At 65.6% G+C, this 14333-nt stretch carries 13 protein-coding genes; 7 read left to right on the top strand and 6 right to left on the bottom strand.

The features are described from left to right. Positions 1-93: 93 nt before the first annotated feature. Positions 94-1242: a PP2C family protein-serine/threonine phosphatase gene (locus ACHAA4_RS03320; RefSeq protein ID WP_435772755.1), complete on the bottom strand. Its 1149-nt coding sequence runs from the start codon at positions 1240-1242 to the stop codon at positions 94-96. Between the two features lie 129 nt (positions 1243-1371). Next, on the bottom strand, positions 1372-1905 hold the full coding sequence (locus ACHAA4_RS03315) for a hotdog fold thioesterase (protein ID WP_435772754.1): 534 nt from the start codon (positions 1903-1905) through the stop codon (positions 1372-1374). Positions 1906-2032: 127 nt separating this feature from the next. Here ACHAA4_RS03315 and polA point away from each other — a divergent pair, with 127 nt between their 5' ends. After that, entirely contained in the window at positions 2033-4891 is a 2859-nt protein-coding gene (polA, locus tag ACHAA4_RS03310; RefSeq protein WP_435772753.1) for a DNA polymerase I, read from the top strand. A 146-nt stretch (positions 4892-5037) separates the two neighbouring features. Continuing rightward, positions 5038-5397: a cupin domain-containing protein gene (locus ACHAA4_RS03305; RefSeq protein WP_435772752.1), complete on the top strand. Its 360-nt coding sequence runs from the start codon at positions 5038-5040 to the stop codon at positions 5395-5397. Between the two features lie 219 nt (positions 5398-5616). Here ACHAA4_RS03305 and ACHAA4_RS03300 read toward each other — a convergent pair whose 3' ends face one another. Next, on the bottom strand, positions 5617-6327 hold the full coding sequence (locus tag ACHAA4_RS03300; protein ID WP_435772751.1) for a maleate cis-trans isomerase family protein: 711 nt from the start codon (positions 6325-6327) through the stop codon (positions 5617-5619). Positions 6328-6445: 118 nt separating this feature from the next. Between ACHAA4_RS03300 and ACHAA4_RS03295 the strand changes: the two genes are divergently transcribed. Then, positions 6446-6958: a DUF3830 family protein gene (locus tag ACHAA4_RS03295; protein ID WP_435772750.1), complete on the top strand. Its 513-nt coding sequence runs from the start codon at positions 6446-6448 to the stop codon at positions 6956-6958. A gap of 233 nt (positions 6959-7191) precedes the next feature. Further along, positions 7192-7968: a maleate cis-trans isomerase family protein gene (locus ACHAA4_RS03290; protein WP_435772749.1), complete on the top strand. Its 777-nt coding sequence runs from the start codon at positions 7192-7194 to the stop codon at positions 7966-7968. On the opposite strand, the gene ACHAA4_RS03285 is transcribed toward ACHAA4_RS03290, so the two are convergent. Further along, a complete protein-coding gene (locus tag ACHAA4_RS03285) occupies positions 7955-8608 on the bottom strand; it encodes an arsenate reductase ArsC (RefSeq protein WP_435772748.1) in 654 nt (217 codons plus the stop codon). The genes ACHAA4_RS03290 and ACHAA4_RS03285 overlap by 14 nt on opposite strands. Positions 8609-9461: 853 nt before the next feature. Here ACHAA4_RS03285 and ACHAA4_RS03280 point away from each other — a divergent pair. Beyond that, positions 9462-9803, top strand: a complete 342-nt coding sequence (locus ACHAA4_RS03280; RefSeq protein WP_435772747.1) for a hypothetical protein — start codon at positions 9462-9464, stop codon at positions 9801-9803. Positions 9804-9859: 56 nt separating this feature from the next. Here the strand turns inward: ACHAA4_RS03280 and ACHAA4_RS03275 are convergent, their stop codons facing one another. Both ACHAA4_RS03275 and ACHAA4_RS03270 read right to left on the bottom strand, forming a co-directional pair. Further along, positions 9860-10303: a CBS domain-containing protein gene (locus ACHAA4_RS03275; protein WP_435772746.1), complete on the bottom strand. Its 444-nt coding sequence runs from the start codon at positions 10301-10303 to the stop codon at positions 9860-9862. A gap of 18 nt (positions 10304-10321) precedes the next feature. Then, positions 10322-10747 (bottom strand): CBS domain-containing protein, encoded by a 426-nt coding sequence (locus ACHAA4_RS03270; RefSeq protein WP_435772984.1) that lies wholly within the window; start codon positions 10745-10747, stop codon positions 10322-10324. A 341-nt stretch (positions 10748-11088) separates the two neighbouring features. On the opposite strand from ACHAA4_RS03270, the gene ACHAA4_RS03265 reads away from it, so the two are divergent. Together ACHAA4_RS03265 and rpsA are read left to right on the top strand one after the other, a co-directional pair. Next, positions 11089-12516 (top strand): GNAT family N-acetyltransferase, encoded by a 1428-nt coding sequence (locus tag ACHAA4_RS03265; protein WP_435772745.1) that lies wholly within the window; start codon positions 11089-11091, stop codon positions 12514-12516. 264 nt (positions 12517-12780) lie between these two features. Then, positions 12781-14286, top strand: a complete 1506-nt coding sequence (rpsA, locus tag ACHAA4_RS03260) for a 30S ribosomal protein S1 (protein ID WP_435772744.1) — start codon at positions 12781-12783, stop codon at positions 14284-14286. Positions 14287-14333 lie beyond the last annotated feature (47 nt).

Genomic DNA, 14333 nt, shown 5'->3' with positions numbered 1-14333 from the left:
CTACGTGCCGTCGGCCGAGATGACGTGACGCCACTTCTCGCTGGCCGCGGTGGGATCAGCTGCCGGTAGGCGTCTGCTCCGTCTGCCCGGGGTTCACAGGTCTCTTCGGACGACGAACACGGTGACGTCATCGGGAGCCCCCGCGCGTTCTGCACGGCGCAATGCCTCCTTGACCGCACCGTCGAGTCCCGATTCACGGAGGATCCCCTCCACCTGACCGAAGGGATCCTCGAGGTCGAGGAGGTCCAGGAGTCCGTCGCTGCAGGAGAGCAGGGCATCCCCGGGGTTCAGCTGTACCGTGTTCACTCCGTGGAGCTCTCCCATGCCCATCGCCAGCGGCAGCCCGGTGGATTCCAGGTGAACCCAGCTGCCATCGGCACGCAGGATGAAGCTCAAGCTGTGTCCACCGTCGACGTAGCTGACCTCTCCGCTGCGGATGTCGATGTCCGCGCAGAACAGCGTGACGAACATGTGCAGATCACCGACGTCCTGCTCCAGGAGGGAATCGATCTCAGCCACCGTGGCCTGCAGAGAACGCTCCGGGGAGGTGCGCATCGAGGCACGCACGGCGGAGGCGATGATTCCAGCACCGGTGCCCTTGCCCATGACATCGGCCAGTGTGACCCGCAGCCGATCCCCTCGGAGAACCAGATCGTGGAAGTCCCCGGAGACGCATCCCGCCGGAGCGGAGCCCGCTGTCACGGTGAACCCGGCCGGCTGGGGAAGGTTGCGAGGAGTCTGCGCGCGCTGAACCACGACTGCATGGTCCAGCTCCTGCTGCTGAGCCAGTTCGGTCTGGACCCAGCGGGCGAGATCCTCAAGGAGGTCGCGCTCCTGCTCGTCGAACTGCCGGGGTTCGGTGTCTATCAGGCAGAGTGCCCCGACCTGTTCGCCACCCGGAGCCTGTATCGGGTGACCGGCATAGAAGCGCAGATGCGCGGGACCTGTGACGTGGGGACTGGTGGCGAACTGATCATGGCGTCGCAAGTCCTCGACGACCAGGGTGCCGGTCTGCTGGATCGTCGTGTCGCAGAAGGCCCCCGCGCGCGGGGACTCTCGGCCATCGAGTCCGACCGACGACTTGCTCCACTGGCGTTCCCTGTCGAGGAGGTTCACGCTCACCATCGGGACGTCGAAGAGCTGTTGAGCCATTCGCGTGATCCGGTCTACGCGTTCGTCGGCGGGCGTATCCAGAATGTTCATGGCGTCGAGCGCGCGCTGTCGCTTCTTTTCGTCGATCATTTTAGGACCCCTAAAGCTACCGTTCAGAAACCACCTGATCGCGACTTTAGTCCACATCAAGGATATTTCTTGGCTACTTTCAATGTGGCGTTGAGAGTCGCGTCACACGAGCACGCACCCCACCGCCGATCAGCCCCGCTTGGGCAGGATCATGTTCGTCATCCGGGCGGTCGAGAGGCGGCGGCCGGCGTCGTCGGTCATCACGATCTCGTGGCTGGTCAGCTGCCGGCCCAGGTTGATCGGGGTGCAGGTGGCCGTGACCAGGCCCTCGGTGGCCGAGCGGTGGTGGGTGGCGCCGAGCTCGGTGCCCACCACGGCGTTGTCGATGCCCAGGTTGACCCGGGCGTGCAGGATCGCGGCGATCGAGCCGAGCGTCTCAGCGAGCACCATGTGTGCGCCGCCGTGGAAGAGGCCCACGTTCTGCTCGTTGCCGCCCACCGGCATGGTCGCGACCATCTTCTCCGGGCTCATCTCGAGATACCGCAGCCCCATCTTCGCGCCCAACGGGGTGGTCCCGTGCGGGCCGGTGAGGTGGTGATACTCCTCCGGGATCCCGGCGGCCTTCATCCGTGCGGTCCGTTCCTCCTCACCAGGGAGGGGAGTGGGCACGCCGGGGACGGGGTAGTTCGAGAGCGGGTTCGAGTCGTCATGCGCAGAAGTCATGGGGATCAGCTTAGATGCAGGTGGGCGCAGCAGCCGGGATCTGGCCCAGAGCACGCGCAGAGTAAGCCCGGAACAAGCCCGAAGCAGGTCTGGGGTCAGCGCGCCGGCTCGCGATAGGCTTAGGCCCGTGTCAACTAGCCCCCATAAACTCCTGGTCATCGACGGTCACTCCATGGCGTTCAGGGCCTTCTATGCCCTGCCCACGGAGAGCTTCCTGACGGATTCCGGCCAATACACCAACGCGGTGCATGGCTTCACGAACATGCTGCTCAAGCTGATCCGTGAGGAACTCCCCACCCACGTGATCCTCGCCTTCGACCTGGACACCCCGACGTTCCGGCACACCTCCTATGCCGAGTACAAGGGCGGCCGCGCGAAGACGCCAGAGGAGTTCCGCGGCCAGATCGACCTGATCAAGCAGGTCGCCGAGGGGATGAACATCGCCGTGGTGACCCTGGAGGGCTACGAGGCCGATGACATCGTCGCGACCTACGCCACCCGCGCCGACACCGCCGGCTGGGAGACCCTGATCGTCTCCGGCGACCGGGACACCCTGCAGCTGGTCACCGAGCGGACCACCCTGATGTACCCCACCTCGGGACTCTCCAAGGTCGCGATGCTGGATCCGGCGGCGGTGGAGGAGAAGTACCTGGTTCCGCCGCTGAAGTACCCGGACCTCGCCGCCCTGGTGGGGGAGTCCGCGGACAACCTTCCCGGCGTGCCCAAGGTCGGGCCCAAGACCGCCGCGAAGTGGATCACCGAATATGGCTCCACCCGCGGGATCATCGAGAACGCCCACCTGATCGGCGGCAAGGCCGGGGAGAACCTGCGCGAGGCGCTCGCCGATGTGGAGCGCAACCTCGAGCTGAACCTGCTGCTGCGCGACCTCGAGCTTCCGGTGGCCCTGGAGGACTCCGAGCTGCAGGTCCCCGACCGCGAAGTCCTGGACCCACTCTTCGACGCGCTGCAGTTCAACCAGATCCGCGAACGGCTCTTCGAGACCTTCGCCGCGCGCTTCCCGGAGACCGTGGTCGCTCCCACCCCCACCGATGCACTGCCCGCGGTCACCGTCACCGAGCAGGCCGAGGAGCTGTCCACGTTCCTGAAGACCCACGCCGGGGCGCCGATGGCGATCGCGCTCTGCCTGGACCGGTCCGGGGAGTCGCTGACCACCAAGCCCAAGCGCGACGAGGCCGCCCGGATCGCCGAGGCGCTCGCCGTCGTGCTGGTGCCCTCGGCCTCCGGCGACGTGGCTGCTGAAGCCACGATGAACGACGACGACGCGGAGTCCGCTCCCGAGCCGACCGGCATCCCCGCGCTGGCGCTCTCGCTGACCTCCCTCGACGCGGACGCCGACGCGGTGCTGGCCGAATGGCTGAAGGACCCCGAGGCGCCGAAGCTGGTCCACGACATCAAGGACGCCGGCAAGCGGCTGGCCTGGCGCGGGCTGCACCTGCGCGGCGCCGTGGAGGACACCCTGATCAGCGGCTACCTGATCCAGCCGGACCGGCGGAACTTCGCCTTCACCGAGCTGGTCACCCAGTACCTGGGTGCCTCCACCGACCCGGCCTCCTACCTCGGCGGCCACACCGAGGACGACGCCGAGGCCTCCGGTTCGCAGGGGCCGGACCTGTTCTCCTCCCAGGACCTGCTGCCCGGGGTCACGGCGGAGGACCTGGACGCCGCCGCGCTGCACGGAATGCTGCTGCACCAGCTCTCCCAGGCGCTGGGGGAGCAGCTGGTCGAGCGCAACGGTGAGAAGCTGCTGCGCGAGATGGAGATCCCGCTGGCCGAGATCCTGCTGCAGATGGAACTCACCGGCATCGCTGTGAGCACCGAGAAGCTGGACTCGCTCGACGCGGAGTTCGCCGAGGCCATCGAGGCCTCCGCTCAGGAGGCCTACGCGGTGGTCGGCCATGAGGTGAAGCTGGGCTCGCCCAAGCAGCTGCAGGCCGTGCTCTTCGAGGAGCTCGAGCTGCCCACCGCCGGGGTCAAGAAGAACAAGACCGGCTACTCCACTGACGTGGAGACCCTGCAGGCGCTGCTGATCAAGACCCAGAACGACTTCCTGGTGCACCTGATGAACCATCGGGACTCCTCCAGGCTGCGCCAGACGGTCACCGGTCTCACCGAGTCGGTGAGCGGGGATGGCCGGATCCACACCACCTACGCGCAGACCGTCGCCGCCACCGGCCGGCTCTCCTCGCTGAACCCGAACCTGCAGAACATTCCGGTGCGCACTGCGGAGGGACGGAAGATCCGCGAGGCGTTCGTGGTCGGCTCCGGCTACGAGTCCCTGCTGACCGCAGACTACTCACAGATCGAGATGCGCATCATGGCGCACCTGTCTCAGGATCAGGCGCTGATCGAGGCGTTCCGGGCAGGGGAGGACCTGCACAACTTCGTCGGCTCCCGGGTGTTCGGAGTCGAGGCCGCGGAGATCACGCCCGAGCAGCGCTCCAAGGTCAAGGCGATGAGCTACGGACTGGCCTACGGGCTCTCCAGCTTCGGGCTCTCCAAGCAGCTGGGCATCGGCGTCGACGAGGCCCGGAACCTGATGAACGAATACTTCGAACGCTTCGGCGGGGTGCGCGACTACCTGCGTGAAGTGGTCACCCAGGCCAAGCAGGACGGGTTCACATCCACCCTGTTCGGACGGCGTCGCTACCTGCCGGACCTCTCCAGCGAGAACCGGCAGCTGCGCCAGATGGCCGAGCGCGCCGCGCTCAACGCCCCGATCCAGGGTTCCGCGGCTGACATCATCAAGCAGGCGATGATCGGCGTGGACTCTGCGCTGCGCGCCGAGGGACTGGAGTCCCGGCTGCTGCTGCAGGTCCACGATGAGCTCATCTTCGAGGTGGCCGCAGGCGAGCGGGAGGCCCTGGAGAAGCTGGTGACCACCCACATGGGTGCCGCCGCCGAGCTCGACGTCCCCCTGGACGTCCACGTGGGCGTCGGCTCCTCCTGGCACGAGGCCGCGCACTGAGTCAGCGGGTCTGCCGCCGGCGGGTCTACGACCGGCAGGCGAGTTACTGACGCTGTCTAGGAGTGAGCGAGCAGGGCTAAAATTGGCCATAGGTTCCCTCGGTCTCTTGTCTCAGATAGTGATTCATAGATCGGAATGAGGCTGATATGGCTGGTCAACGCGAGAAGTTAGACGTACGAACCTTCGACGACCCCGACGAATTGTTCGACTCGGAGATGGGACATGCCGAGCGTGTCACCGTGGGTGGCCACAGCGTCTGGCGGGCTCTTGCCAAGCCTGGATGGCGGTACACCGTGGACACCAATGGCGAGCTGTGCACGGCGCCGCATGCGCTGTACATCGTCTCGGGCCGGCTGCACGTCCTGGCGGATGACGGGACAGAAGCAGAGGGCGGGCCGGGTGAGGTGATGGTCATCGAGCCTGGTCACGATGGTTGGACCGTCGGCGATGAGCCATGTGTCTTCATCGACTTCGGCGAAAGCGTTCAACCCGCCGACCGGAGCTGAGAGGCCCGGACGACCTGGGTTGACGGTGCCTGCTGCGTGGGTTGAAGCACGGCGGCCCCACCCAGGCCCGTATGTCGCATCCCCATGCCATGTCCCATGGCTTTGGATGGAAATAACGATGGGACATGGCACAGGGATGCGACCGATTGCCGGGGAAGGGCTCAGGGATACCCCGAAGTCAGTCCTCTGGGCGATACGGTCCAGCCGGCTGCAATCTGCTCAGCGGCGAAACAGGGCCCCTAGCCCCTCGGCCCGAGCCGGGTGGCCGGCCAGGCGAAGCCCCTGCCAGGCGGTGACCTGGTTGGCGGTGAGCACCGGCATACCGAGGTCTTCTTCGAGCCGGGGCAGCAGGGCGATCGTGTGCAGCGCCGTGTCCGGGATCAGCAGGCACTGCGCGTCGGTCAGGTCTGCGGCGCGGGCGGTCGTCAGCACCCACTCGGCGTCCAGCCGGCCGGCCTCTTCGCCGCTGGGAACGTCATAGGTGGACAGTGCGGTCACCGCGATCCCATCCTGCTCCAGGAACCGCACGAAATGCCCCGCGACCTCCTCCGGGTAGGTCGCTGCCACCGCGACCCGGCTCAGGCCCAGGTGGTGCGCCGCGTCGGCGAAGGCCAGAGAGGTGGAGGAGGACGGGACGCCGGCGGCCTCCTCGATCCATCCCGCCTGTTCCCGGCAGCCATCCCGACCATAGACGAAGCTGCCCGAGGTGCACGCCCACATCGCTGCGTCGGGAGACAGCTCACGGGCCCGCTCGGCGGCCGGCGCTAGGGTGTCTCGGGATCCCAGAGCCAGCAGGGCTTCGACGTCGTGGGCGGTGCCGCCCTCCCAGGTGTGGATCACCGGGAACGAGGCGTCCGGAATCAGCTGCTCCAGGGCGGGGAACTCATCCTCCGCGCTGTATCCGGGGTAGAGGATGGCGAGGGTGTACATGACGAAGTGCCCTCTCATAGTGCGTGGCGAGTCTCTCCGAAAAAATCTACAGGTACCTTGTAGACAAACATAGGGTGCCGTCCTGTGGTGCCTGGAGGCCATCGAATGGAGACTGCTGATGACCCGCTACCTCACCATCACGCTGGAGAAGCGCGGCGTCACCGCGAGGGCCCGATTGCTCGACGCCGAGGCCCCGCGCACCGCGGAGGCGGTCTGGCAGGCACTGCCCCAGTCCGGTCAGGTGTACCACGGCAAATTCGCCCGCAATGAGATCTATGCCCTGGTCCCGGCCTTCGCATCCGAGGAGCCTGGCCCCGAGAATCAGACGGTCACGCCCATCCCGGGGGACCTGTGCTATTTCACCTTTGAGGGTGTGCTGGAGAACCCCGCCTATGGGTACGAGGCATCCGCCGGGACCGCCGAGAACCGGCTGCTGATCGACCTTGCCGTCTTCTACGGACGCAACAACCTGCTGATCAACGGTGACGTCGGGTGGGTGCCGGGGAATGTCTTCGCCACGATCGAGGAGGGACTCGAAGAGCTCGCCGCTGCGTGCCAGGACATCTGGATGGGCGGCGCTCGTGGAGAGACCCTGAGCTTCGCCCGCGCCGAGACGGAATCGAGCCACTGATCTGACCCACCGGCCGACCTGCGACCGCTGACCTGTGACCGCCGACCTGTGACCTCCGATCTGCACGGACCCAGGCCGGGAAGGATCCCCGCTGGTATTCACGTGGCCGAAACCTCCGAGCGGGTGGGAACCCCTAGAATTGGAGTATCCACCAGTCGCAGTGCGGTTCGGGCGTCATGGCGGATCTTTCGGGATTGTCGTTCCACGAATCACGAGATGCATCAGGAGCAGACATGACACCGCAACCTGCTGGCCCCATCTCCGGCCCGCCGCTCCGGGAGGCGCTCGGTGTGGTCATGCCGTTCGACATGGAGCTCGACGCCGAGCTGTGGCGCTGGCTCCCCGCCGATGTCGACCTGCTGGTGACCCGGACGCCGTTCTTGGACGAGGGGGTCACCGTGGAGTTCGCCCGGGAGGTCGCCGAGGCCAGGGTGGTCACTGACAGTGTCCGCAGCCTCACCGCCGGTCGCGCAGGCGTGGTCCTCTACGCCTGTTCCTCCGGGAGCTTCGTGAGTGGTCGGTCAGGTCAAGAGGATCTCGTTCGGGCGATGACCGATGCCGGTGCTCGTGACGCGGTGACGACGTCCGGGGCGATGGTGGAAGCTCTCGCCTCCCTCGGGATCAAGCAGGTTGCGACCGCGACCCCGTACACGCCGACGCTGTCCCTGCTCTTGGAGTCGTTCCTCGATCAGTACGGCATCACGGTGACCGGAACGGCTGAGCTCGGGCTCGACGGCCGCATCTGGGAGGTCCCCTACGCGCGGACGGCGGAGCTGATCCGTCGGGCCGATACACCCGAGGCCGAGGCCATCGTGGTCAGCTGCACGAATCTTCCCACCTACGACCTCATCGCGCCCCTGGAAGCTGAACTGGGCAAGCCGATCATCACCGCCAATCAGGCCACCATGTGGGCCGGGCTCCGGCGAATCGGAAAGCTCCCGAACGGCGAGGGGCAGTCCCTGCTGCACATGGCGGCCCCCCGCGACCTTCGGTACGTCACGGCAGCGTGACCAACCCTGCGGCCAGCTCCTTGACGCGGGTCCTCAGCACCTCCCGGACGCTGCGAACACCTTCAAGGTCCAAGGCCGCAGGGTCACTGATGTTCCAGTCCTCGTACCTCTTCCCGGGGTAGATCGGGCAGGTGTCGCCGCAGCCCATGGTGATCACGACGTCCGCGGCCTGGACGACGTCGTCGGTGAGCGGCTTGGGGAACTGCTCGTCGAGGCTGATCCCGACCTCCTCCATGGCTGTGACGACGTTCTCGTCCAGGTGCTCGGAGGGCATCGACCCGGCGGAGCGGACGTTGATGGCTCCCTGGGTGAGGTCCTTGAGGAGCGCTGCGGCCATCTGGGACCGACCGGCGTTCTGGACGCAGACGAAGAGGACCTCCGGGATCCCGCTGAGTTGTTTGCCCTGGGCGTGGGCGAGGGCGTTGAGCCGGTCCTGCGCGAAGCGACGAGTGAGGATCGGCAGGTAGGTCTTGATCTTCGCCGTGCGCGCCAGGGAGGCGTAGGACTCAAAGACATAGCGCTCGATCGTCTCAGCGGCGAATACGCCGGCGAAGGTCACAGCGAGCTCCTCGCTGATCCGGTGCAGGACGTGTTCGTGCGCGCCGGTGGCGTCGTCGTCGGTTTTCGGTGATGTGCTCATGGTCCAACCCCTTCTCCCCGTAATATTGATGACCGTCGATCTTGAGTATGGAGAGCTGGATCGATCATTGTCAATGAAATGCGGGCCGGTCATGCTCCGGCGTGTCCGGGACCAGTGCTGGCGGGAGTGTGCGGCCCATCAGTACTGGTGTCAGCGGTGCACTGGTGGGTGGGGCGGAGCTCCGCAGCTGTGAGACCTAACACCTTCTGCCCGCAGCATCATTGGGGGGATAGGTCGAGGATTGATTGCGCATGATACTCGGCTGCAACAATCTAAAATTTACTAAGTCCCGCCAAACGTGCAGGCTTCCATCAGCCCAATGTGAGGCAATGAATGGGCGTTATGATCGCGAAATCCTCCGTGGGTGTGCGAGACCTAGAGGAGGCTCCGATGGTCTGATGCGGAGCCAACGGGGTCTTGCTCCTCGTGTTTACTGAGAGGAAAAAGCCTGGTCCGAGGCTCCTGGATCCAGACTGCGCCTTGATTTCAAAGGAAGTTCACGGTCTCGCGAAGGAGTCGGACAGGCAGGAATCCAGCCGTACGGATGCTCTGAGGGGAACCAGATTTCGACCGGTAAGACGGACTTTCTCTCCAGGATTCCAAGCACCCCGCGTCCGGAGGAGAGCAAGGAATGATGCCTCGTTTGCACATAAACTTGTCTTTCGGAGTCGGTACTAGTGGCTTGATCGCGATTCCGTAGTGTTGTTACCACCGCCATAATGGTCCAGGCTTCTGGTGCATACTTGTATGCGAAACGTATTGCGACGCGCAATCATTATGGAACAGGGCGAGGAGGCTAAGTCTGAGTATGGAGAACATTCCCTCACGGCGAGAAGTCCTCATAGCTGGTGCCTTGGCAGACAGCCTCAGTGATGGCGAACGGCAGGAGCTCGACCAGGCCCGGGCAGCAGACCCCTCGATCGACGTCGAGCTCGAGGAGCTCCGGGGAATCATGGGACGGCTCGACAAAGCCGAGGTGACGTGGCGTGAGGAGAGCCTGCCAGCAGGGCTTGAGGCCCGCATCCTCGCCGAGACCGTGCTGGCTGACGAGGCCGCCGGAGATGAGCCTGGAACGACGGCCCCACCATCGTCCTCGGGACGAGCAGGGCTTGAGGAACGCTCCCAAGATCCGATCGGCAGCGAATCGCGCCGCCGGTCCACTGCGGCTCGCAGGAGCAGGAGTTCAGGCTTCTGATGAACCCGGTCGCAAGATCAATGACGGCCCCGCGCGAGGCGGGATGCCTGGGGACCTCAGGAGAATGACGCCAGAGCGGGGTCCGTCGGGAGCTTGACGTAGTCGATGAGTTCTTCGATATCCACCTTGGGGCGGGCGTGGCCGATCTGGGCGCTGGTGAGGATGCCACAGACAGCGGCCCCGTCCAGGACGGGGAGGTGCTGGGTCTGGTGGATGGCCATCTGGGCCATCGCCTTCTCGACCGAGTCGCGGAGTCCGATGCTCGGTGCGTCAGGCTTCATCAGGTGTTGGGCTCTCAACGAGCTCGCGAGTTCTCCGAGGGAGCGGAAAGCGCGAGAGATGTCCTGGCGCGTGATCACGCCGAGCAGTGCCCCGTCAGAATCGCAGAGCGGGAGGACATCGATATCGGATTGATCTAAGGCGCGAGTGGCGTCTTCCAAGGTGCAGTGCTCGGTGAGACGCGGCACGCCGAGGGTCATCAGATCTGCGACGGTCGTCATGATGCGGGGTTTCTCCTGTCAGAAGATATCTGCGTGAGTCTCGGTGGAGGACTCGGGGCCTGAAGTCACCACGAAAGGTGGTGGTCTTTCGGACGCCCGCGTCGAGGCCAGGACGTATTCCGGGTAGAGCACCCCGATGGGGTGGTCTCCGTTGAAGACCAGCAGCGGTCGTGGGCCGCCGTCGCGATAGAGGGCCAGGACCCCCTCGATGGAGTCATCGGGTCGCAGCCGGCTGGTGAGCGGCTCCATCAAGTGCGCGCACCTGATGCTGCTCCACCGGTCGGGGTTCTTCCCGGCCTCGCGGGAGACCGCTGCCTTGGTGATCAGCCCGACTGGGTGGCCCCGCAGGTCGACGACGACGGCCGCTGGGTTCTGGTGATCGAACAGGCTGACCGCGTCGGGCAGAGATTGGGTCATCCAGATGCTTCGCGGGGCGGCGGACATGAGCTCGTGTACCTGCATCATGCGGCGCACCAGGGAGGCCCGGGGGTAAGGGTGTCAGTGCTCTGAGTGAGCCGTGGACCGCCAGTGGCGGAGAAAGTCGGGTCACCGACCGTAGGGAAGTGCTGCAAGAAGCCTGCCTTGAAAGATGGTTCCAAGAGCCCGCTGCTTGAGCTACAGGTCGACCATATCTGAATTACCTGGGTCTCTAGAACCCTCTGGCCGGGGGTTTTGCTCTCCGCGGACAAGCTCTCAGGCTGACTTTCGGGTAGGCACAGCCGCGCCGCCACAACCTTGCCGCCTCATCTGGCCCCCGCCCCGCCGGACCGATAACGTAGTGCCTCGTGACGAACCAGACCTCCCCCCAGCCGCCCGAGATCGCTCCGCTTGCCCCTGGCCTCCGCAGTGAGACCCTCCCCGCGGGCCTGAACTCCGACGGCAAGACGGTCGACGCGAAGACCGCGGCCTTCGCCCGGACCGCTGAGCAGGGCTTCTACGAGCCCTGGTTCACCGACGAGCAGATCAACCACGTCGGCCAGATTCTGGTCAAGGACGAGCAGATGCTCACCGGGGTCTATGTGGACCGGGACGCCGCCGCCGAGGAGCCCTGGGGTCAGGCGTTCACCGAGGTCGGCTTCGACGCCGACCACCCGGTCGGGACCTTCGTCGACTACGACAAGACGCTCAACGCCGGGGGGCCAGCTGGCCCGCTGCCGGCACGGCTGATCACGGTGGTCACGGTGAACCCGAGCTTCCGCCGCCGCGGCATCCTCAAGCACATGATGACGTCCTCACTCGCCCGCGCGGTGGAGGACGGCATGGCCCTGGCCGCGCTGACCGTCTCCGAGGGCGGCATCTACGGCCGTTTCGGCTTCGGCGTCGCCACCCGCGAGGCCAACATCCGGGTGGACCTCGGCGAGGGTCAGGGCCAGGGCTTCGCGCTGCGCAGCAAGCCCGCCGGACGCGTCCTCTCCGCAGACCCGGTCAAGCTCGACGACGTCATCAACACCAGCTTCGAGGCATTCCACGCCCGCACCCGCGGCTCCATCGGACGCCAGCAGACCTACCAGATGGCCGCCACGGCACGTTGGAACTCCGAGGATCCCGCCGCCTGGAACCGCAAGCTGCGCGCCGCGGTGCATGTCCGCGAGGACGGGACCATCGGCGGCTACGTCACCTTCAAGCACGAAGGCTGGGACACCGACCCCAGCACCATCCGGATCGGGGACCTGATCGCCGCCGATGACCAGAGCCACCTCGCGCTCTGGGACTACATCGCCGGACTCGACATCGTCCGCCGCGCCACCATGCGCACCGCCCCGGTGGTCGACCCGCTGCAGTCCGCGCTGGTCAACCCGCGCAGCTATCAGGTCACCGCACTCGCGGATCTGCTCTGGGTGCGGATCCTCGATGTGGTCAAGGCCCTCGAGGCCCGCGCCTGGACCGCCGACGGCGCGTTCCGGCTCGAGCTCGAGGACCCGCTGGGCATCACCGGCGGCAGCTTCACCGTGAAGGTCGACGACGGCGCCGCCACCGTCACCCGCGCCGCTGCGGGTGACGCCTCGGGAACCCCCGGGACCGAGCAAACCGCAGCAGATCTCCCCACGCTCCAGCTCAGCGTCGAGGCCCTCGGTTCGCTCTACCTGGGTGACCTCTCCGTGCGCACGCTGCACGCCGCCGGCCGGCTCAAAGACACCACCGCCGCGGACGTGGAACGGATCGCGAAGATCCTGGACCTGCCCTCCGTTCCCTTCTGCGCGACACATTTCTGAGCAAGTCACCGCCCACGTCCACCGGTTGATTCGTATTGGATTGCCGGTATAAACTGGCCCAGCGCGTTCTGCGCACAGAGTCGAACACGACATCTGATGCAGACCTTGCTCGAAAGTCCGCCCTTCGGCGTCTTCGCCGGAATCGGGACCTGCCGAGCTCACCCTGTTCATCTGTCCAACGCTCAGTGCATAGACATGTCATCTCACGATGTCGGCACCGTGCACTGACCATTCAGCCACAATCCATAACGGAGCCCCTACTACATGACCCCCACCACCACTGCCCCACAGGTCGCCATCAACGACATTGGCACCGCAGAAGAGTTCCTCGCCGCTGTAGATGCGACTATGAAGTACTTCAACGACGGAGACCTCGTTGAGGGCACCATCGTCAAGGTCGACCGCGACGAGGTCCTCCTCGACATCGGGTACAAGACCGAAGGCGTCATCCCGTCCCGCGAGCTGTCCATCAAGCATGATGTGAACCCGGACGAGGTCGTCGCAGTCGGCGATCTGGTGGAGGCTCTGGTCCTCACCAAGGAGGACAAAGAAGGCCGCCTGATCCTCTCCAAGAAGCGCGCACAGTACGAGCGCGCCTGGGGCGACATCGAGCGCATCAAGGAAGAGGACGGCGTCGTCTCCGGCACCGTCATCGAGGTCGTCAAGGGCGGCCTCATCCTCGACATCGGTCTGCGCGGCTTCCTGCCCGCATCGCTGGTCGAGATGCGCCGTGTCCGCGATCTCGCGCCCTACATCGGCCAGGAGATCGAAGCCAAGATCATCGAGCTGGACAAGAACCGCAACAACGTGGTCCTGTCCCGCCGCGCATGGCTCGAGCAGACCCAGTCCGAGGTCCGCTCCTCCTTCCTCAACAAGCTCGAGCGCGGACAGGTCCGCACCGGCACCGTCTCCTCGATCGTCAACTTCGGTGCGTTCGTGGATCTCGGCGGCGTCGACGGTCTGGTCCACGTCTCGGAGCTTTCCTGGAAGCACATCGATCACCCGAACGAGGTTGTCGAGGTCGGCCAGGAAGTCACCGTGGAGGTTCTCGAGGTGGACATGGATCGCGAACGCGTCTCCCTGTCGCTCAAGGCCACCCAGGAAGATCCGTGGCAGACCTTCGCCCGCACCCACGCGCTGGGCCAGGTCGTCCCCGGCAAGGTCACCAAGCTGGTGCCCTTCGGTGCATTCGTCCGCGTCGAAGACGGCATCGAGGGTCTGGTGCACATCTCCGAGCTGGCAGTCCGCCACGTTGATCTCGCCGAGCAGGTCGTCTCCGTCGGTGACGAGCTCTTCGTCAAGGTCATCGACATCGATCTCGAGCGCCGCCGCATCAGCCTCTCGCTGAAGCAGGCCAACGAGGGTGTCGATCCCGAAGGTGCCGAGTTCGATCCGGCCGTCTACGGCATGGACGCTCAGTACGACGACGCCGGCAACTACCTCTACCCCGAGGGCTTCGATCCGGAGACCAACGAGTGGATGGAAGGCTACGAGGAGCAGCGCAACGTCTGGGAGGCCCAGTACGCCAAGGCCCAGGAGCGGTGGGAAGCGCACAAGAAGCAGGTCGTCGCCGCCATCGAGGCCGACGCCGAAGCTGCCGCACAGGCCACCGTCGGTTCCAGCTCCTCGAGCTCATCCAGCTCCAGCAAGTCGGAGCCGGCTCCGTCGAACTACTCCTCCTCGCAGAACACCTCCTCCGAGGATGCCGGCACGCTGGCCTCCGACGAGGCGCTGGCTGCGCTGCGCGAGAAGCTCACCGGAAACAGCTGAACCCCATGCGGGCGGATCATTGATCCCGCCTGAGTGACACAGAGAAG

This window comes from Nesterenkonia maliinae (genome assembly GCF_051262655.1).
In the GTDB taxonomy this organism is placed as follows: domain Bacteria; phylum Actinomycetota; class Actinomycetes; order Actinomycetales; family Micrococcaceae; genus Nesterenkonia.
Note: the sequence above shows the minus strand (reverse complement) of the source record. Positions and strands in the feature narration are given on the sequence as shown.